General features: G+C 36.2%; 23 protein-coding genes and 1 other RNA gene. 9 read left to right on the plus strand and 15 right to left on the minus strand.

What is annotated here, in order from left to right:
* Positions 1 to 64: 64 nt before the first annotated feature.
* Complete coding sequence (locus tag ACO052_RS13575; RefSeq protein WP_422104320.1) at positions 65 to 1789, minus strand: DNA polymerase III subunit gamma/tau; 1725 nt, start codon at positions 1787 to 1789, stop codon at positions 65 to 67.
* A gap of 162 nt (positions 1790 to 1951) precedes the next feature.
* Between ACO052_RS13575 and rnpB the strand changes: the two genes are divergently transcribed.
* Positions 1952 to 2309: RNase P RNA component class A (gene rnpB, locus ACO052_RS13580), an RNA gene on the plus strand.
* 51 nt (positions 2310 to 2360) lie between these two features.
* On the opposite strand, the gene ACO052_RS13585 is transcribed toward rnpB, so the two are convergent.
* The 5 genes from ACO052_RS13585 to ACO052_RS13605 form a co-directional block, all read right to left on the minus strand.
* Positions 2361 to 2882 carry a nuclear transport factor 2 family protein gene (locus tag ACO052_RS13585; protein WP_422104321.1) on the minus strand — a complete coding sequence of 174 codons (522 nt, stop codon included), beginning with the start codon at positions 2880 to 2882 and terminating at the stop codon, positions 2361 to 2363.
* Positions 2883 to 2911: 29 nt separating this feature from the next.
* Entirely contained in the window at positions 2912 to 3679 is a 768-nt protein-coding gene (locus tag ACO052_RS13590; protein ID WP_422104322.1) for a hypothetical protein, read from the minus strand.
* A 145-nt stretch (positions 3680 to 3824) separates the two neighbouring features.
* On the minus strand, positions 3825 to 4364 hold the full coding sequence (locus ACO052_RS13595) for an RsmD family RNA methyltransferase (protein WP_422104323.1): 540 nt from the start codon (positions 4362 to 4364) through the stop codon (positions 3825 to 3827).
* The gene (locus ACO052_RS13600) at positions 4364 to 5170 is read right to left on the minus strand and encodes a DUF3822 family protein (protein WP_422104324.1); all 807 of its coding nucleotides are present in this window, start codon (positions 5168 to 5170) and stop codon (positions 4364 to 4366) included. The genes ACO052_RS13595 and ACO052_RS13600 overlap by 1 nt, the downstream gene beginning before the upstream one ends.
* Positions 5171 to 5173: 3 nt before the next feature.
* The gene (locus tag ACO052_RS13605) at positions 5174 to 5899 is read right to left on the minus strand and encodes a hypothetical protein (RefSeq protein ID WP_422104326.1); all 726 of its coding nucleotides are present in this window, start codon (positions 5897 to 5899) and stop codon (positions 5174 to 5176) included.
* Positions 5900 to 6020: 121 nt separating this feature from the next.
* On the opposite strand from ACO052_RS13605, the gene ACO052_RS13610 reads away from it, so the two are divergent.
* From ACO052_RS13610 to ACO052_RS13635, 6 genes are read left to right on the plus strand one after another with little or no spacing between them, the layout of a single operon-like run.
* Entirely contained in the window at positions 6021 to 7463 is a 1443-nt protein-coding gene (locus ACO052_RS13610) for an ATP-dependent DNA helicase (RefSeq protein ID WP_422104327.1), read from the plus strand.
* A gap of 41 nt (positions 7464 to 7504) precedes the next feature.
* On the plus strand, positions 7505 to 8233 hold the full coding sequence (gene kdsB / locus ACO052_RS13615) for a 3-deoxy-manno-octulosonate cytidylyltransferase (protein ID WP_422104328.1): 729 nt from the start codon (positions 7505 to 7507) through the stop codon (positions 8231 to 8233).
* A complete protein-coding gene (locus tag ACO052_RS13620) occupies positions 8224 to 8925 on the plus strand; it encodes an HAD family hydrolase (protein ID WP_422104329.1) in 702 nt (233 codons plus the stop codon). The genes kdsB and ACO052_RS13620 overlap by 10 nt, the downstream gene beginning before the upstream one ends.
* Complete coding sequence (locus ACO052_RS13625) at positions 8925 to 9542, plus strand: CatA-like O-acetyltransferase (RefSeq protein WP_422104330.1); 618 nt, start codon at positions 8925 to 8927, stop codon at positions 9540 to 9542. Before ACO052_RS13620 ends, ACO052_RS13625 begins: the two co-directional genes overlap by 1 nt.
* A 47-nt stretch (positions 9543 to 9589) precedes the next feature.
* Positions 9590 to 10672, plus strand: coding sequence for an iron-containing alcohol dehydrogenase family protein (locus ACO052_RS13630; protein WP_422104331.1), 1083 nt, complete (start codon positions 9590 to 9592; stop codon positions 10670 to 10672).
* 1 nt (position 10673) lies between these two features.
* The gene (locus ACO052_RS13635) at positions 10674 to 11222 is read left to right on the plus strand and encodes a 1-acyl-sn-glycerol-3-phosphate acyltransferase (RefSeq protein WP_422104332.1); all 549 of its coding nucleotides are present in this window, start codon (positions 10674 to 10676) and stop codon (positions 11220 to 11222) included.
* On the opposite strand, the gene ACO052_RS13640 is transcribed toward ACO052_RS13635, so the two are convergent.
* From ACO052_RS13640 to ACO052_RS13660, 5 genes are all read right to left on the minus strand, one after another.
* Positions 11223 to 11636 (minus strand): DUF3052 domain-containing protein, encoded by a 414-nt coding sequence (locus tag ACO052_RS13640; protein WP_422104333.1) that lies wholly within the window; start codon positions 11634 to 11636, stop codon positions 11223 to 11225. It lies immediately after the preceding gene.
* A 109-nt stretch (positions 11637 to 11745) separates the two neighbouring features.
* Complete coding sequence (locus tag ACO052_RS13645) at positions 11746 to 12222, minus strand: nuclear transport factor 2 family protein (RefSeq protein ID WP_422104334.1); 477 nt, start codon at positions 12220 to 12222, stop codon at positions 11746 to 11748.
* Between the two features lie 154 nt (positions 12223 to 12376).
* Positions 12377 to 13345: a sodium-dependent bicarbonate transport family permease gene (locus ACO052_RS13650; RefSeq protein WP_422104335.1), complete on the minus strand. Its 969-nt coding sequence runs from the start codon at positions 13343 to 13345 to the stop codon at positions 12377 to 12379.
* A 44-nt stretch (positions 13346 to 13389) separates the two neighbouring features.
* Entirely contained in the window at positions 13390 to 13701 is a 312-nt protein-coding gene (locus ACO052_RS13655) for a hypothetical protein (protein WP_422104336.1), read from the minus strand.
* A 25-nt stretch (positions 13702 to 13726) separates the two neighbouring features.
* Complete coding sequence (locus ACO052_RS13660; RefSeq protein WP_422104337.1) at positions 13727 to 13954, minus strand: hypothetical protein; 228 nt, start codon at positions 13952 to 13954, stop codon at positions 13727 to 13729.
* Positions 13955 to 14060: 106 nt separating this feature from the next.
* Here ACO052_RS13660 and ACO052_RS13665 point away from each other — a divergent pair, with 106 nt between their 5' ends.
* Positions 14061 to 14984 (plus strand): LysR family transcriptional regulator, encoded by a 924-nt coding sequence (locus ACO052_RS13665; RefSeq protein WP_422104338.1) that lies wholly within the window; start codon positions 14061 to 14063, stop codon positions 14982 to 14984.
* Here the strand turns inward: ACO052_RS13665 and ACO052_RS13670 are convergent.
* Positions 14981 to 16072 (minus strand): heparan-alpha-glucosaminide N-acetyltransferase domain-containing protein, encoded by a 1092-nt coding sequence (locus ACO052_RS13670; protein ID WP_422104339.1) that lies wholly within the window; start codon positions 16070 to 16072, stop codon positions 14981 to 14983. The two genes, ACO052_RS13665 and ACO052_RS13670, sit on opposite strands and share 4 nt — an antisense overlap.
* A 305-nt stretch (positions 16073 to 16377) precedes the next feature.
* On the opposite strand from ACO052_RS13670, the gene ACO052_RS13675 reads away from it, so the two are divergent.
* Positions 16378 to 17415 (plus strand): hypothetical protein, encoded by a 1038-nt coding sequence (locus tag ACO052_RS13675; RefSeq protein ID WP_422104340.1) that lies wholly within the window; start codon positions 16378 to 16380, stop codon positions 17413 to 17415.
* Between the two features lie 101 nt (positions 17416 to 17516).
* Here ACO052_RS13675 and ACO052_RS13680 read toward each other — a convergent pair whose 3' ends face one another.
* The 3 genes from ACO052_RS13680 to ACO052_RS13690 form a co-directional block, all read right to left on the minus strand.
* A complete protein-coding gene (locus tag ACO052_RS13680; protein ID WP_422104341.1) occupies positions 17517 to 17999 on the minus strand; it encodes a GNAT family N-acetyltransferase in 483 nt (160 codons plus the stop codon).
* A 17-nt stretch (positions 18000 to 18016) separates the two neighbouring features.
* Positions 18017 to 19483 (minus strand): serine hydrolase, encoded by a 1467-nt coding sequence (locus ACO052_RS13685; RefSeq protein ID WP_422104342.1) that lies wholly within the window; start codon positions 19481 to 19483, stop codon positions 18017 to 18019.
* Between the two features lie 146 nt (positions 19484 to 19629).
* The gene (locus ACO052_RS13690; protein ID WP_422104343.1) at positions 19630 to 20175 is read right to left on the minus strand and encodes a VOC family protein; all 546 of its coding nucleotides are present in this window, start codon (positions 20173 to 20175) and stop codon (positions 19630 to 19632) included.
* Positions 20176 to 20188 lie beyond the last annotated feature (13 nt).

The following is a 20188-nucleotide window of genomic DNA, read 5'->3' on the forward strand; positions in this document are numbered from 1 at the left end:
ATTGCCCTAACATTTTATGATTGTTATGATTTTGTTACGCTTCTGAAAAAAATTCTGATAGGTTCTAAAGGTCTAAACCAAACGTTTTTTTAAGTAATTCGATATTGGGGTTTTTCTCTTTTAACTTTTCATATTTTTCGAGTGGCGTAAAGGCGTATTTTTTGGCGATTTCTTCATTGACCGTAATGTTGAGATGTAAATCGAAATTTTTTAAATTCTTACGCAGATAGGATAGGAGTGGATATTGGGCACGCTCAAGCTCTATTTTATTGGTTTGGTTGGAATAGCTTAGATGAATAGCAGTATCCACCAATTTAGGTTCGGCCATATGTAGAATAGACGCTAAGATTTTCTCGCCCTTTTTATCCATAGATGTCGCATAAGCATTCCATGCCTCTGTTAAAGCCGCTTGTTCTACAGGTTCTTTTGGCAGATCTTCTTCGTCAATAATCACATCTAATTGACGGATTTGATGCTCTCTCTTTTCTTTAATGCTCTTTAAAGATAATCCTGAAGTAGATGTCTTAGCTCTATCAATGGAAATCTTTGGAACGACTATAGGTTCTGCCACTACATTTACAGACACGTTTTGCGACACCTTTTCTTTAGCTGGTGTTGGGTCCGTTGCGACAGGAGTGGTTTCGTTAGGTTTCTTAATAGGAACTGGCGTAATGCCTTTTGCCTTAAAATAAGAGGGCGGGATTATGAAATGTTTACTATTTTTTTTTTCTCCATCATAAGTGATGGAGGCTAATTGCATAAGGGTCAATTCTACTAATAAACGTTGATTTTTACTGGTTTTATACTTTAAATCACAATCATTAGCGAGCTGAATGCCCTTCATCAAAAATGCATTAGATGTTTTTAAACACTGTTCTACATATCTTTGCTTGGTCTCCTCACCAACTTCGAGCAAGTCTATTGTGGCTTGATTTTTACAAACCATTAAATCCCTAAAATGCGACGCTAAGCCGGCGATGTAATGATGTCCGTCAAAACCTTTTGACAATATTGAATTGAATTGCACTAATAGATCAGGAATCTTATTGTCGAGTATAAGTTCCGTACTCTCAAAATAAGTTTCGTAATCCAAAACATTTAAATTCTCTGTAACGGCTTGTCGTGTCAAGTTTTTTCCTGAAAAACTTACAACGCGATCAAAAATAGATAAGGCATCACGCATAGCCCCATCTGCTTTTTGGGCAATGATATGTAAGGCGTCGTCTTCTGCAGTAATACCTTGTTCCTTAGCGATGTACTTGAGATACTCCTTAGCATCCTTGACCCTTATTCTCTTAAAGTCAAAGATTTGGCAACGCGATAATATGGTTGGAATGATCTTATGTTTTTCGGTAGTGGCCAAAATAAAAATACAGTGCTTTGGCGGTTCCTCTAATGTCTTTAAAAATGCATTAAAAGCCGCTTGAGATAACATATGCACCTCATCTATGATGTACACTTTATATTTACCGACTTGTGGAGGAATCCTAACCTGATCCGTTAGGTTTCTAATATCATCAACAGAGTTATTGGAAGCGGCATCCAATTCAAAAATATTGAAGGCAAAATCCTCATCTTCATGGGTATTGCCATCACTATTAATCATTTTGGCAAGAATACGCGCGCAGGTCGTTTTACCAACACCTCGTGGACCTGTAAATAACAGTGCTTGGGCCAAGTGATTGTTTTCAATAGCGTTGAGCAACGTATTGGTAATCGCCTGTTGTCCTACAACATCCTTAAAGGTTTGCGGTCTGTATTTACGTGCTGATACTACAAAGTGTTCCATTGAAAATTGACTGAAATACAAATTTAAGAATAACCTCTAAATAGCCATTTACGGAGCTTAAAATTTAATAGGAGTTATTAACAATTTGTGTACTTTTGTCCCAGTAAATCGCCTTATCGCTCTTGTGCTGAATTTATTTCAGCACCTTATTCTTTTAGCATTGATGTTGATTGTAAAGGTACTGAAACAAGTTCAGCACTAGGGAGGAAAGTCCGAACACCACAGTGCAATATAGTGGCTAACGGCCACCAGTCGAAAGGCTAGGAAAAGTGCAACAGAAAGTATGTACAGGTAATGCTGTAGTGAAATCAGGTAAACTCTATATGGTGCAATGTCATGTAAACCAACGTCCCGATAGCTATCGGGAGAGGGCGGCACGTCCGATTGTTGGAGGGTAGACAGCTAAAGTATGCCGGTAACGGTAAACGTAGATAAATGATAAGGTAGTCTTGAGCTTGTTTTAGAAATCCTGAAACAAGTTCAGGATGAACAGAATTCGGCTTACAGATTTACGCAAACAAAAAACCTTCTGATAGCAGAAGGTTTTTTTTATTTCAAGAACATATCGACGCTAATTTTCAGCTGTTCCGGTTTCATCGGTTTCTGAACTCGCTTCCGCTTGCATTGCATTGATCGCTGCGTTCATTTCTGTACCGTCAAAATAAATATGTTCTGCTGTGATTTTACCGTTGGTAAACTGGACAGCCAAATGTACCGGGATCGATAATTTGGTACCGTTGACCAGTGTACCATTATGCTGACCCCAATAGTAGACCCAAGTTTCATCGTCTTTATCCAATACCATTTCTATAAAGTCATCATCCTTATCAAAACCATAAGAGGAAAATGCCTCGGTCATTGAAGAAAGTTCCTTTCTTCTAGCCTCTATAGTCATAGCCTCTTTGGAGTTGACAAAGATCTTAGCAGTATCAGCAAAATGACTTTGCCATTTGTCCCAATCTCCGCTCTCATAAGCGACAATCCCTGCTTCTAAGGTCTTAGTCTCATCAGACTCGGCAAAATAGCGTTGTTTATGTTCTTTACAAGAACTCATGCATAAAACTAGTACTCCCAGTATTAATAAATTTTTCATACTAATGCTTTTGGTTCATACGCTACTTCTTATTTACTCACTGTCGGCCAGTAACTTAAATCTGGTCTCAGACTACCTTCGACCTGATCGTATTTAGAGGTGAGTTTAATAACGTCCCAAAATATGGCGTCTTTTTCGTCTCCGAGAAGTTTGTCGTTCTCCTCGCCATCTTGAGCAATTTCCATTTCAGAAGCTCCAGCAATGGCTACCATGTAATAACTACTTTGACTACCAAAACCGCTGTGATATACCTCATAGCCATTCTTAATGCCTTTGGCTTTGAACATTTCTTTTACTTTGCCCATGGCGTCTTTCATAGCTTTACCGTGCTTTGGTGGATAATATAGAAAGTGGTACTCCCTTTGATTTTTCCCTTCTGTGCTATAGCCTTCTGGCATATAAGATAACTCTGATTTTAAATGAATTATTTCTGAACTGTAGGAATCGTAGCATTCATCAAACTCATTAAACAACTGCTCTATTTTTTCTTCACCGACCTTTTTTTCCATCTCTTCCATATGATTTTTGTCTAGTTCAGCCATGTTCTTTATAGGCATGGCATAAACGTAGCGCCCATCTTCAACACTTATCGTGGTCCAGTTTAGATCTTTGATATCATTTTCTTCACATAGGGTTTTAAATTTGAGTGATAGCTCTTCATATTTTGGCATCATTTCAAACTTTACGTTGTCCGTGTGCACTACAAACATGGTGGGTGGTTCTTCTTGCGAATTGGAGATGTTGATTGCCAATACAGCAATCCATAGGGTTAGCACCCCTCTTTTGAGAATTTTCATAATTGTTTGGTTTTTGTGGTTAATAGCTTAAATAACCATTTCAAAAATAGACGAGAACAGGTGTAGAAATTATGCAGAGATTGTCTGCAAGGCACATAAAGGTAATAAAAATTACAGTTTAGGAATTAACTTACGGTGCTGTTAATCAATTTCTTACAAAAAAACTAAACACGCTTCCACCATATTTTCTTGCGTCTGAAAAGTGCTCTAAATGACTCAAATCTGTATGCTTGGAATGTTCTATAATGAGCCACCCGTCATCATCCAAAAGGTCATTCTGAAATACTAACTGAGGTATTGTAGCAAACTGTTCGACTTCAAAATTATAAGGAGGATCCGCGAAGATAATAGTATGCTTTTTCGCATACTGCTCCAAGAATTTAAAAACATCACGCTTTATAGCCTGTATAGGCATATTAAAGTCCTCGGCAGTCTTATTGATAAACTGAACACATCCATAGTGATTGTCTACCGCAGTTATTTGTTCTGTGCCTCTAGAAGCGAATTCATAGCTTATATTGCCTGTTCCTGAGAACAAATCCAAAACCGTTATATCATCGAAATAATATTGATTGTTTAAGATATTGAACAAGGCCTCTTTGGCCATATCCGTTGTAGGGCGGACAGGCAAATGTTTTGGAGCTATTATTTTTCGACCTTTATAACTACCAGAGATAATGCGCATTAAAAGGAATTTAAAATCAAAAAATGGTGGTGGAAATGCTCGTTTTTAACCGCTTCCGAGCGCTTATAACTAAAATGACCTTCCATAATCTCTATATGCCTTATGTAGGTATAGAGTAGCTGATATAGCGGATCATTTTTTTCAATATTACCACTGAGATGTACCTTAGTGCTTTCCACATCTAAGGACAATTGTTCAAAAACAAACAATATGTAATAAATAAAGTCCTCTTTACTGTGATATTCGAATACATTGAATAATTGCAGTTCCCCCTTTTCTACAACTAAGACTTCTATCATAAATGGGTTGACATGTACAAACACCTCGGTTTCACTATTGGAATCTACCTTTGGTAGAATAGTCTCTATTAAAACCGTAGCGGAATGCTTATAGGTAAACTCCCCAAAGGTTTCAAAAATATAATTGTTGATATTGACGTATGGAATATAAACGTTAACACTGTGGTTAATATCTAGTTCGTCTTGAGTAATAAAGTCGGTTTTTAGGATTTTGGCATTGAATTTTAAATAATTAGCCTTTTGGTTTTCGTCGTATAAATCTTTTGGAACAAGTGTCGATAGCTCATTTTGGTGAATGACATTTACCGCCTCAAAGGTCTCAAAGAATCTGGAATTAGCGCTCAATTCGGTTTTAAGTCGATTAAGCACATCAAAAGGTGTGAGTTTATTTATGAATTCAATCGTATTGAGAAATTCAATCGTATTCGAAGACCTGTTTAAAATGCAAAAAGAAAGCCCATTCAGATTAACTTGAATGGACAGTTCTTTAATGTTATTGCTACTCAAAATTTATTCCTTAACTGAAAGGTCTTTACCCCAATTGCCACTGGTGTTGACTTCTTCCATAGAACCAATTTTTACGGTTGCTCCTTTAACACCCGCGATAGAAATAGCTTGTCTTTCTTTTTCAATGAGATATTTGTCTTCACCGTCCAAAACTAGGGCTTTATCAACACTAGCTTGAAAAACAGGAATATCATCTAATTTACCAGCCTCTAATGTAAATTTAGCTCCAGCTTTGCCCACACCAACATCGGCCATGGTCTTGTAACGCATGTCTCCTTTAAATATAGAGTCTCTTACAGTATAGTAGCTAAGCGTATCAATAAGGGTTTCGGTCTTAAATGTTTCTACTCCACCAAAAGCGCGTGTTCTCTCAACATCCAAAACTAAAGTATCGCGTCTTTGGGTAATCGGAATACTATCATTTTCAATAAAAGTGATAAGCTTATCAAAAGTACCAGCATATTCTCCATTCAATTCTTTATAAGCCAATTGGGAGTCTCTAATATCTACCAAACGGTCAATAACCACCTTATAGCGTTCCACCTTAAGTTTGTTAAATTTAATCTCGTCATAAACCGAATTAAAAGTTATGTAACCAAGAAAAATAATTAGGGCCCAAAGCAAAAGATTGATCACAGGCTTTAATTTTTTAGGAACAAATTTATCTATTAACCATACAATGGCGACGGTTAATAAAATAATAACTACAATTGCTATAATTACTTTCATATGCGGTTTTATTAATTAGGTCTCTCGCAAATCTACAATTTTTTTTTGTTCGTTAAAACTATCTAAATAAAAAATAACCAGCAATAAAGAATAATGCTATATTGCTACTTATTTATTTCTTATGATAAGCAATGCGTCTGCGTTTTATTCACTTTTGAGATCTAAGTTTCCCTTTGTACCGACATCTAAGCAAGATATGGTATTAATGCAATTGTCGCAGTTTGTTTTTGAAACCTCTTCTAATCATATCTACCTGCTCAAGGGTTACGCCGGAACGGGTAAAACGAGTATCATAGGTAATTTGGTCACTAATCTTTGGCAGACCAAGCGAAGTGCCATTTTGTTGGCACCAACAGGGCGCGCCGCCAAGGTCATTTCCAACTATTCAAAGAAGGAAGCGTTTACGATTCATAAGAAAATTTATTTTCCGAAAAAAAACAAAGGTGGTGGTGTAAAATTTGTGATGCAGCCTAACAAACACAGAAACACCATATTTATTGTCGATGAAGCCTCGATGATTCCTGATATACCATCGGATTCTAAGTTATTTGAAAATGGGTCGCTATTAGACGATCTCATGCAATATGTTTATTCTGGGCATCAGTGCAAACTTTTATTGATTGGTGATAAGGCGCAATTGCCACCAGTTAAATCGGATTTAAGTCCTGCACTAAATTCGGACCAGCTAAGTTTAAATTATAACAAAGAGGTATATAGTTTCGAATTGGATGAGGTTGTTAGACAAGAGCAAGATTCGGGAATTTTAGATAATGCCACCGAGCTAAGAGCCGTGTTAGAAGGAAATATGTATGACCACTTTAAATTTAATGTTAGTCCATACAAAGATATAGTTAGGCTCATTGATGGTCATGAAATTATGGATGCTATCAACGATGCTTATAGCAATGAAGGGTATGAAGAAACGGCTATTATCGTCCGTAGTAATAAACGCGCAAATCTTTACAATAAACAAATACGAGAACGCATTTTATTTAATGAAAGTGAGCTGTCTTCGGGAGACTATCTCATGGTAGTTAAGAACAACTACTTTTGGATTAAGCCTACTTCTGAAGCAGGTTTCATAGCCAACGGAGATATTATCGAGGTTTTGGAGATATTTAATATCAAGGAATTGTATGGATTTAAATTTGCAGAAGTCAAAGTTAAAATGGTCGATTACCCGCGAATGCGTCCTTTTGAAACCGTATTACTTTTAGATACCATACATGTAGAAAGTGCTTCATTAAGTTATGAAGAATCCAATCGATTATATCAGGAAGTAGCCAAGGATTACGCCAATGAAACATCTAACTACAAACGGTTTTTAGGTGTTAAAAACAATGCATATTTCAATGCCTTACAGGTAAAGTTCTCGTATGCCATTACATGTCACAAATCTCAAGGCGGTCAGTGGAATACCATATTTGTTGAACAACCCTATTTGCCTAATGGTATGGATAAGGATTACATACGTTGGTTATATACGGCTATGACTCGTGCAAAGGAAAAATTATACCTTATCGGTTTTAAGAACGATATGTTTATTGAAAACGACCCTTATTAAAAGAGAATACTTTATTTTTGAGTACTGAATAAAGCAGATGTATGAAGATTATATCCATGATCCCAGCACGCTATAGTGCATCGCGATTCCCTGGTAAATTAATGCAAAATTTAGCAGGTAAATCCGTTATTCTTAGAACTTACGAAGCTACTGTAGCTACAGAGCTTTTCAGTGAAGTCTATGTGGTTACGGATAGCGACATCATTTTTAAAGAAATCGTTAATAATGGAGGCAAGGCTATAATGAGTAAGAAGGAACATGAGTCTGGAAGCGATAGAATAGCCGAAGCGGTTGCCGATGTCGACTGTGACATTGTGGTTAATGTACAGGGTGACGAGCCATTTACAGAGCGCGAAAGCTTGTATAAGGTGTTAGAGGTGTTTAAGGACGATGTTGATAAAGAAATAGACTTAGCGTCACTAATGGTAGAAATAACGGATTGGGACGAAATTAATAATCCCAATACGGTCAAAGTGATTGTAGATCGGGATAATTTTGCCTTGTACTTTTCGAGAAGTCCTATTCCTTATCCCAGAGATAAGAAGGCTGGTGCACGCTATTTTAAGCACAAAGGTATTTATGCCTTCAGAAAAGAGGCTCTATTGGATTTTACAGTATTACCAATGCAGTTTATAGAGGCCACCGAAAAGATTGAATGTATTCGCTATTTGGAATATGGAAAAAAGATTAAAATGGTAGAAACCCAAATACAAGGCGTAGAGATCGATACACCAGAAGATTTAGAACGGGCAAAACAATTGTGGAAATAGATTATAGCAATATAAAAGTCATTGGTTTTGATGCCGACGATACCCTTTGGGTCAACGAAACCTATTTTAGAGAAGCCGAAGAAGAAGTAGGTCGATTATTATCGCATTATGAAACTCCGAACAAGATAGATCAGGAGTTGTTTTTAATGGAGATTAAAAATCTACCAACCTATGGTTATGGTGTCAAAGGCTTTGTGCTATCCATAATTGAGTTGGCGATAGTACTGTCTAATGGTTCGGTCTCCAACCAAATTATAGGCAAAATATTGGATATTGGTAAGGCTATGATTAATAAACCCATTGAATTATTGGATGGCGTGGAAGAGGTGCTAAAGGTATTATCCAAAGATTACAAGTTAATCGTAGCAACCAAAGGCGATTTATTAGATCAAGAACGAAAATTGGATAAATCGGGCTTGCTTCAGTATTTTCATCATATTGAAGTTTTAAGCGAAAAGCAAGAGGACAACTACAGGAAGCTTTTAAAACATTTAGATATTAAGCCGTCCGATTTTTTAATGATCGGTAATTCCCTAAAGTCAGATATCCTACCATTGATCAATATTGGCTCCAAGGCTATTCACGTTCCATTTCATACAACTTGGCAACACGAAAAAGTATCTAGCAAAGAAGCCAATGGCCAGGATTATAAGACCGTGAAACGATTAACTGATATTTTAGATTTACTATAATGAAAGTTATCGACCTAGACTCTTGGAGTAGAAAAAGGCTTTACACCCATTTTAAGGCGTTGAAAGATCCTTATTTTGGAGTCGTTATTCCTTTTGATGTCACTAAGGCCTATGAATTTTCAAAACGCAACAGCATCAGTTTTTTTGCAAAATATTTACACGATTGTATGAAAGCCATAAATGCCGTAGATAATTTCCGATATCGAATTATTGATGATAAGGTCATTGATTTTGAAGTTATTCACGCATCGGCAACCATAGCAAGAGCGGATAATACCTATGGATTTTCATTTATTGATTACAGTGATGATTTAACGGTATTTATTCAGAATTACAACGCGGAAAAAGAGCGGATTCAGAATTCAGAAGATTTATATCCTCCAGTAAATGGTCAAGATTGTATTCATTGCTCGGCAATACCTTGGTTTGAATTTGTTGGGCATAAGGAGCCTTCCTCTGGACATTCTCAATCCATACCAGAACTGGCCTTTTCGAAGGTGAAAAATGATAATGGAATGTTAGTAATGAACGTATCCGTTCATGTGAATCATGCTTTAGTAGATGGCTATCACGCCGGTCTTTTTGCAGAAAGGTTTCAATTTTATTTAAATACTTAGTTAATACCAAGTTTGTTTTTATTTTTGTCAAAGATTTTAAAGAGTAAATGATATATAAGAATTATCCAATGGTGTCCAGAGTTGTTTTTGGACGTGGAAGTTTTAATCAACTAGATGAGATTTTAGCCCCAAATCGAAAAGGGCGCAATGCGCCATTTATTTTCTATGTCGATGACGTATTTAAGGGAAATCACTGGTTAACTTCTAGAATTATGCTGTCTTATAAAGACGAAATCATTTACATTCCTACAAAAGAGGAACCAAAAACCTCTCAAATCGATCAATTGGTTGAAGATATTATCCTAAAGCACAGTGAGCTGCCATCAGGTATTATCGGTATTGGTGGTGGTATCGCCATGGATATCGCCAAAGCGGTGTCTCTAATGCTCACCAACAAAGGAGAATCTAAAGATTACCAAGGTTGGGATTTAATAAAAAATCCGGCGATTTATCATGTGGGTATTCCGACGATTTCAGGAACGGGGGCAGAGGTTTCACGAACTACAATTTTAACCGGTCCAGAACGAAAATTGGGTATTAATAGTGATTATACACCTTTTGACCAAGTGATATTGGATCCTGAACTCACCAAAGATGTGCCAAAGGATCAGTGGTTTTATACCGGAATGGACTGTTTTGTGCACTGCGTTGAATCTCTTAATGGTACCTACTTAAACTCCTTTAGCAAAACCTATGGTGAAAAGGCCTTTGAACTCTGTGAAGAGATATTTTTATCAAATTCCTTGAGTAAAAAAGAAGCTCAAGACAAGTTGATGATGGCATCTTGGCACGGCGGTATGAGCATTGCCTATTCTCAGGTTGGTGTAGCGCATGCACTCAGTTACGGGCTTAGCTTCTTACTTGGTGTGAAACATGGCATTGGAAACTGCATCGTATTTGATCATTTAGAGGACTATTATCCAGAAGGGGTGGCCATGTTTAAAAAAATGAAGGCAAAGCATGATATAGAATTGCCAAAAGGCATCTGTTCTGAGCTGGATGAAGAACAGCTTAATATTATGATCGATGTAGCCTTGAGTTTAGAGCCTCTATGGGAAAATGCACTAGGGAAGCATTGGAAATCTAAGATTACCAGAGAAAAATTACTAGCGCTTTACAAAAAAATGTAAGATGCGCTGGCTCTCTAAATTTATTTACTTTAAACTTTTAGGTTGGAAAATAGTAGGCAATACTAATTTTTCTAAGGATACGATTAAAAAAGCAGTTATTATTGCCGTTCCCCATACGAGTTGGCACGACTTTTACATCGGGATTTTACTTAGAAAGATTGTGGATATTAAGGTCAATTTCGTAGGTAAAAAAGAGCTATTTAGATGGCCTTTTGGTCTTTACTTTAAGGCGGTAGGTGGTAGGCCCATTGATAGAACACCTGGACAAAATAAAGTTGAAAACATCGTAAAGCTATTTGAAAATGAGGAAGAGTTTCGTTTAGCGCTTGCGCCAGAAGGTACACGTAAAAAAGTGGACCAATGGAAAACAGGGTTTTATTACATTGCCAAAGCGGCTAAAGTTCCTATAATCATGTTTACCTTAGACTTTAAGAACAAACAGAATAAAATCTCAGCACCCTTTTACCCTACAGACGATAAAGAGGCCGATTTTAGGTTTATGAAAGCGTTTTACAAAGGCGTTGTAGGTAAGGTCAGAGCCTATAGTTAGTTACTTTCGATCTTTTGTTCTATAAACAAATTTTAACCCACTCCAGTCGTTATCGACCGCACAAACTTTAGTGTCCACTAATCCTGCATTCAATACAATAGTCCTTACCATGTCCCGATTGATATCCGTTTTTAGTTTTGAAGCCCCTTTTGGCCAACTTATCCAAAGTATACCATTGTGCTTGATACCATTTTTTAAGTAGGCTATTGTATTCATTAAATCGGCTTCAGACGTAAAAAAGGCATGACAGAAATCTAAACTTAATGGATCAGCTGTCTGAATAATTTCCACACCTTCAGGTAAGTCACCTAATAATTGTAGATAATGTTTGGGATGTTGGTGCAGATACACCCTAAAATTCACTTTTAGGCCTAACTTTTTTGTTAATGGCGTCTTAGAATATCCTGAAGTCATTATAAATCAAATATGGCATGAGATTTGTATTATATGTTAAGCAATGAAACATAAAGTAAACTTGTAAAGTCCCTAAAAAGAAACATTGCTCAAAAAAAGCTATCCATGGCTAATGCGATAGCTTTTTTTCTTTTATATACTTTTCCAATACACGATTGGTTTGTCTATTTAGTTTTGATTTAAAGAATCCAATTCCACCGAACAGTAGTCCCTTAAACCCTAGAGCTTGTCTAGCCCATCTATGCAAGTTAAACCTATCCTTATGACTAATAATTAAGCCATCCTTAAACGCAAACTGTGCATCGATTTTATTATGTACTTTTCGTCCTGTTTTGCTGAAATTGTAGAAAGCCTCCCAATGTGCTGAGCCTTTATGGGAGTCTGCTTCTATATTTGAGGCCACAACTTTAAAGTTTTTGCCCTTCTGTGAATCGCACAACATTTGCCACATTGATTTGGCTTTATCTCCCTTTAGAACGCCAAATGCAGGGTCTTCAAACACAATATCTTCGTGATAACATGAGCACATTGTCTCTGCATCTAAATTATTAAAAGCCTCATAAAATGTGGTTATCAAGTTTTTCATAAATCATTTAATATAATCTGGACTTATAATTCCTATTGGTGGATCAGAACAATTCAATACCTGCTATAAAGGTAGTTAAATCTTTGGGTTTAAAATGTCATCATAAAAAGAAGGCTTCCTCATAAGGAAGCCTTTACATTTTAGTTTTTAATGTCTAAAAGAAACTACACATCTGTATAATACAAAGATACAGCGGCATACCTAAAGTAATATTAAATGGAAAGGTTATGGCCAGTGCCATGGGAAGGTACAAACTTGGATTGGCCTTTGGCACAGCAATTCGCATTGCCGCGGGTACGGCGATATAAGACGCACTCGCAGCAAGTATGGCAAACAATAGTCTATTTCCTTCACTTTGGGTGAACAACGAAGTTACCACCGCCACTATACTTCCATTAATAATAGGGATAATAATGGCAAATAGAAGTGCAAACCATCCTTTTTTGATAAATGCTGAAAGCTCTTTGCCGCTAGTAATTCCCATATCCAATAAGAAAACGGCCAAGAAGCCTTTAAAGATATCGGTTGTGAATGGCTTAATACCTTGTGCCTGATGCTCACTTGCCAGATATCCAATGACTAGACTCCCTAGAATGAGTAGAACACTTCCATTGGTCAAAGCATGTTTGGCTACTTTTCCCATAGATAGTTTTATGGTATTTTTATCGTAGATTGAAATTAAAAGTAAACCAATAATAATTGAGGGAGCTTCCATAAGTGCCATAACTGCTACCATATGACCGCCAAAAGTAATCTGTTCAATTTCCAAAAATGATATGGCCGTAACAAAAGTCACTGCACTTACAGAACCATAGGCAGCAGCAATGGCTCCAGCATTAGCTACATTAAATTTTCTCCTCAGAATAAAATAAGTATAGATCGGTACGGAAACTGCTAAAAAGATACCAAATAAAAGCGACCAAATTATTTCCATATTAAGGTCGCTGTGCGCTAGTTCTTGTCCTCCTTTAAAACCGATCGAAAATAGGAGATAAAGGGAAATAAATTTTGATGAATTGGGTGGGATTTCTAAATCACTCTTTAACTGAACAGCGATTATACCTAAAAAAAAGAACAGGAGTGCTGGATTCGTTAAATTATCGAATAATAAATGTAAGTCCATTACAAAAAATGATTAAACAACTCGTGTATAAATTGAGATGCTGTTTACTTAACAAAAGAGATATTTAAAGTACCATTGATTACCACGTTATAACCTTCTTTTCTGGCAATGGCAATATAATCTTTAGCTGTTTGTTTTTCGTTAAGTAACTCTTGTATACGGTTGTTTTCGTATGTCGTATCTGCATCTTCGTTACCCTCACAGATTCTTAATTTTTGAAGTTTGTGAAAGTTTACCTTTTGCTCAATGAGTACATTAACAATGTGATTCGCCTCCGAAGGGGTAAATAATCCTTCTACTAATTGTACGTCTTGCGTTGCTTTTTCCACGCTTTTTTGAGTTTTTGCATCTGACATGATAAGAATGTGCTTAAAGTTTTAATTAATTTTGGTTGGTCTCCATGAGTTTAATAATTGCTATACAAGAAATTATGAACGTACATATAGCCAAATACTCCATAAAAATATTGCCATTCATATAAGACAATGTAATTAGTACAGTTAAGACCAAAAAGATTAAGGCTACTCCAATTTTTGTTTTTCGAGTAGACTTTTTAACCTCAGAATTCCTTAGTTCTTTTAAAGTTGCATTGGGTTCTAATCTCGACATTCTAATTTTGCTATTAATTGTTAAACAAATTTTACCAATGCAAAGTTGTGACAAATATTTTATTTATTTTTATATATATTTTTTATCATACATATAAATATTATTTATGAATTACACCTTGCACCAACTACAAATCTTTTTAAAAATCACGCAATTAAAGAGTATTACGAAGGCGTCTGAAGCACTTTTTTTGAGTCAACCTGCGGTTTCCATCCAGCTAAAAAAATTTCAGGACCAGTTTTCTATCCCACTTACAGAAGTCGTTGGAAGACAGCTTTATGTCACGGATTTTGGACAGGAAATTGCCGAAGCTGCTGAGAAAATACTCAATCAGGTGCAAGCTATCAATTATAAGACCATGTCCTTTAAGGGGCAAATCGCTGGAAGACTGAAAATCTCTGTAGTATCAACAGGTAAGTATGTTATGCCTTATTTTTTGTCAGACTTTACCAATCGTAATCGGGGCGTTGATCTTATTATGGATGTAACCAATAAAAATAGTGTGATAAAAAGCCTTGAGAATAATGAAGTCGATTTTTCTCTGGTTTCAGTTATACCGGATCAATTGAATTTGAAAAGAGTGGAGCTTATGGAAAATCGATTGTATTTGGTCGGGGGAACGAAGGAGAAGTTTAACCGTAAAGTGTCTAAAAAGAAGATTTTTGAAACCTATCCGATGCTGTACAGAGAGGATGGCTCTGCAACACGTAAGGCGATGGAAGCATTTATAGCGAGTCATCATATATCGACATCCAAACGTATGGAGCTCACTTCTAATGAGGCCTTAAAACAAGCTGTTATTGCTGGTTTGGGCTACTCAATTATGCCATTGATCGGTATAAAAAATGAGCTTAAAAATGGCGATTTACAGATTATTCCATTCGATGGCTTGCCTATCATTACCAATTGGAATTTGGTTTGGCAGAAATCAAAAAACCTTTCTCCTGTTGCTTTGGCTTATTTGGACTTTTTAGAGATAGAAAAAGAACGCATTATCAAGGAAAACTTTGATTGGTACGCTGAATACTAGGAACCCTTTACACGGTCTATTAGTTTTCGGATACCATTATATACAAAAGCATTGGTTTTAACATAATGGAATGCTATAAAGCAGACTAATGTTAAAAATAATATAGCACCAATTATAGCTTGCCATGGTACAAGGGTTTTACCGATGAGTTGCTGTAAACCAATACCTGTAAAACTACCATAAATTATAATGAAATGTATAACATAGATAGACAATGTTTTTTGCCCGATCTTTAGAATTAAGGATTGTTTAATATAGGTTTCGAAAAGATAAAAAATGCCAAATAATACTAGCACATTGCCCAACCTCGTATAGAGATAATTGAAATTGGCTACGGCTTTTAAAATATGAATGTCTGACCAAAAATAGAGCTTCATAAAGAGCAGGGAAGATTTGTGAATAAGCAACATACCAATCACAAAAAAACCAACGACCGTAGCGAGCTTAAATCTGGGCCTTTCTAAATATCTATAGAATAAGGTCGAAATAAAAGCTCCGAAACACATATAACCAAACCAAGGAATAATGGTGAAAATAGAACCGTTTGCCTTGCTTAAGTAATTAGAAAAAACTAAAGGCACATTATTTAATTCCAAAGATCGATAACTTGGTTCTACCGTAAAAATGGTAATCCCAAAGATGAGCATGAGCACAGAAAACAAGAGTGTTTTTTTAAAGGTTATTCTGTAGATGACCACTATTAAGATAAGAGATAATCCAATACATTGTAGTACATCAACCACCAAAAAATAAGTTCTAAACTGGCCTGTAAGCCATTCAAAAATGGGTACACGTAGCAAATAACCAATACCAATGAGCATAAGTCCTCTGACCAAACCCTTTCGCATACGCTTTTCTGCATTTCCCTTTTGTTTGGCTTTGATTAATAAATACGAAAATATTAATCCAGAAATGGTAAAGAATGTTGGAGCCGTAATACCTCTAAAATATTTCCAACACCTATAAATTATGTTAGATTCATCCCTATAAGACACCTCTAATAGGGTATCTATAAAATGGCCCTGTAACATCATTAAAATCGCAAAGGCTCTTACAGCATCGATAAAGTAAAGACGGTTTGTGCTCAAATCATCAATCGGTTGAATAACAAATATAGGCGATAGAGAATTAATCGGATTTTAGCACCCGACTTCAAAACATCTTGATTTTTTCGCTATTGAAGTCAATTATTGATATTTAGCTTCCTTGTAGGGTGGGTAATTGATTATAAAGTTAGCATAAGGCAACCAACCATTAGATTCTAGTGTAAAGCCTTACCAAAAGACAGTTTTGTAAGTTATTTCCTCAAAACAAATCCCATTCATCGAAAAAAAAATGTAGGTAATCTGCATTTTTAGTACATTTAAACTGCCAAATCTTTAAATCATCTACCATGAAAAATTTATACCTACTTATGTTGGCAATTGTATTATTGTTTGCCTGCGAATCTGAAATGGATTCCGGACCTGAGGCACAACCGTCTTTTGCCTACAACACCAATCAACAATTTTTGGTCACGGAATCTTTTGTGATTGATTTTGAAGCGTTTAATGCCGGAGATATAGTTTCAGAGATTTTTATCGTGGATCCTTTTGAAAATGCACAAGTTTCTGGGATTACCATGGCTTTTCCGAATAGCAACGCCGCTATGATATTTGATTCTTCCAATCCTACTGGTGGAGACTTTGATATTGGCACGCCAAATGAAATGTACGGTGGGCCTGGTATAGGAAATGGTGGTGCCAGTAATGACAATGCTTTGGGTAATGTTCTTATTCTCTCAGAGGATTTGGATGCCGATGATCCTGACGATATTTTAGAAATCGGTGCGAGCTTTGTGTTTGATTTTAGTGCCAACGAAAATGTCACTTTAAATACATTCGATATTTTAGATATAGAGGAATCTAACAATCCTACAGTCGTTAACTTGTACGACATTAATAATACGGTTTTGTTTAGTGAAGAAGTGACTCCTGGTGGGGACAATTCCAAAACGACTGTCGACCTTCAGAATACATCTAATGTCGCCTTTATGGAAATTATCATGAATAGCTCTGGAGCCATCGATAATATCGCATTAGAATTACAAACTGAAGAGCCTTGTGTAGAATGTGATAGCAGTATCGTAGAACTGACGCTGAAATATATAGGCGGGCTACCAGAGGCTGATATTAGACTTGAAACACTCACGGGCGATGTCATTTTTGAAGGCAACGTTCTCTTAGACGGAGAATTCACAATAGTTGGCAATGCTACTGATGGTACGTTTAGCAGTGATTTGGTCATATTTACAAATGGTCAACAAGGCGCTTCTTTGATTACAGACTGCTCTCAAGTTATTGGTCCAGGTTATGTTTTAGATGGACTAGAAGTTACTTCTGGGACCACACAGACCGGTGGGCAGTTATGTCCTGTTCAACAATTCTTTTAAGTCAATCTTAGCATTATAATTTAAAAGGCACATTTTTATAAATGTGCCTTCTGTTTCTAGAATAAATGAATGTTTTCTAAGTACTTTTTCTATTACTGCATTCATAATAGAGGTGTTATTTCTTTTTCCATTACATATGTGTTATGATCTTTATATTCAACACTCTTCATGACTGTCCACCCATTTCTTTCGTAAAATGATTGTGCGGTAAACGTATAAAGGTAAATCTTGTTTAGGTCGATGTCCTTGGCACGCTGCTCGATAAATTCTAAGAGCCTTTGTCCAAATCCCCTGTTGCGAAATTCTACACGAGTGTATAAAAGACCAATCCAAGGTTTAAATGCTTTGAGTTCTGGATATTGATTATAAATGTTCACGTTGATACAAAGTCCGCCCGTAGCAATCAATTCGTCGTCAATAGTTAATATCGCTTGGAATATGATATCATCCTTTGATTGATTTGAGAGTCTTTTAATAGTTTTTTCGATAGGAGTATCCCACTCTTTAAAATACCAATCTGCAATTCTACAGATTGAAACTTTATCATTTGGGTCGAGTTTATCAATCTTAATTTTGGAATTCATGATCAAATTAAACAACACTAGTTATTATTCTTCAACCAATTTTCAGCCTCAACGGTATACCAATTCTTGGAAAAATTCTTGGCATTTACGATACTTTCAAAATAGTATCTGGCCTTTTCCTTATGTCCGTTTCTATCATAGAATATACCGAGATAAGTATTTACATAAGGATTTTCTGAATCTTGACGGTGTAGTTTTTCTCCAATACTTACGATTTGTTCATCAAAATCATTGAAATCTCCTAATTCCATATAATATGCAACATCTTTTAAGAATGAGAGGTTATGCAAGAGGTTTAAATCGGCATAGTCCAAATAATTGGGGTATTCTGAGAAAATACCGTGCAGTAGCTGAGCGCTCGATTGCAATTTTTCAGGATCAAATCGCGCCATAAAAGATTCGGACAAAGCTTGCGCCAATACCTTTTTTCTATAAAATTCTTTATTTGAATCATTAGTTTTGGATAACGTATCCCGTTTTTCAAACAACAGCATGTCATCAAATCCATAGATATAGTTTTTTAAGAAACTCAATACAAATAAAGACGATGTTGCATCTCCATAAATAAGTCGAGCCGGATCGCTGAGTAAATTCGTATTGGCGAGTAAAATCAGGGTGATATCTTCAGAAGGGATTTTGAAGAATAAACTGGAATAACAATCATATTGTCCATAAGCCCAAACCATTTTAATATTGTCAGCGTCTTGACTAAAAATACCATAACCATAGGGGAGATGGTCGTTAAATGCCGAGAACATGAGCTCTTTTGAGCTATTGGATATGAGCGTATTATGATCCAAAGCCGCATTAAAAACGGCCAAGTCCTCTAAATTTGACACTAGTCCTGCTGACGTCGAATAGCCATAATCTATAAATCCATCCGTAAGACCATTATCCAATACATAAGGTTTTGCTAATTTGACAGTTTGTGTGCTATCTTTAAGCAAGAATGTATTTTTAAGTTCTAAGGGTGTTATAATTTCTTCGTTCAACACCTCCTTAAAGGGTTTACCAGATGCTTCTTCGATGACTTTTGTTAATAGCCCGAATCTTGAACTGTAATAAAACGTTTTTCCGACCTGACCTTGTGAGGTGTGCGAAAGAATATGCTTTACAAGAATTGAATCCCCTAGTATAGGTTCCTTAAAATAGTCGTTAATAGGAGTGTTGAGTGAGAGTTTTTCCTGCTCCACCAGCTTCATTATTAATACTCCAGAAAATACTTTGGTGACGGAGGCAATTGGAAATAAAATACTAGAATCTAATGCAACAGGTGTATTTAAATCAGCTTTACCGAAATAGTTGCGATAAATGGTCTCCCCATCTTTTTCGATAGAAACCGCAAGGCCTGGAATTTGAAAATACGCCTTTAACTCTTGGAGTTCGGATGTAAACTGTTCTTCTCGGGGATTAGTGCGTTCTTTTTTTTCAGAACAACTAGCAATACAGAGGAGAAGGACAATAAACTTTAAAAGTAATTTCATTCGTTTTTAATTTGTATAGTGGTTTCTATTATAGTTTCTACGACTTAAATTTAACTGATACGACTTATTTTATTTCATTTAAATTTATAAAAAAAGAGGGGAGAACCCCTCTCTTTTTTATCAGTACGTTGTAGACCTCTAGTCTTTTAGTTTAAATTAAGCTGCCAAGATACGCCGAACTGGTCTTGGACAAAAGCAAATTTCTCACTGAAACCGTAATTCCCTATGGGCATCATGACTTGTCCGCCTTCAGATAATTTGGTAAACAATCGTTGGAGCTGACTTTCATCCTCACATTCTACAAAATTAGAGACCGCAGGAGTAAAGTCCCATTCGTGTATCGGAGGGCTATCACTGCACATGTACTGCCTTCCATTTAAACTAAATGTGGCCTGCATAATGGTCCCTTCTTTCCCGGGGCCTTCTTTTCCCCAACGTTTTAGAGTTATAACTTCAGAATTATCGAACAGTTCCATGTATAAATTCATGGCCTGTTCTGCATCTTCTTTCTGAAACGTTAAGAAGGTGATGATTTGTGCGTTTTTATCCATTGGATCGTTTAAATTTAATTGTTTCAAGCTATCAAGCTCAATTTTTAGGGCCTTTAGCTCTTCCTTGTTCTGGTTATTTTTAGCATCATTACAGCTAAAGGTCAATAGGGCCAGAATTAGTACGGGAATGTATGTTTTCATAGGTTTGAGATTT

The organism is Winogradskyella sp., from assembly GCF_965228925.1.
Lineage (GTDB): Bacteria > Bacteroidota > Bacteroidia > Flavobacteriales > Flavobacteriaceae > Winogradskyella.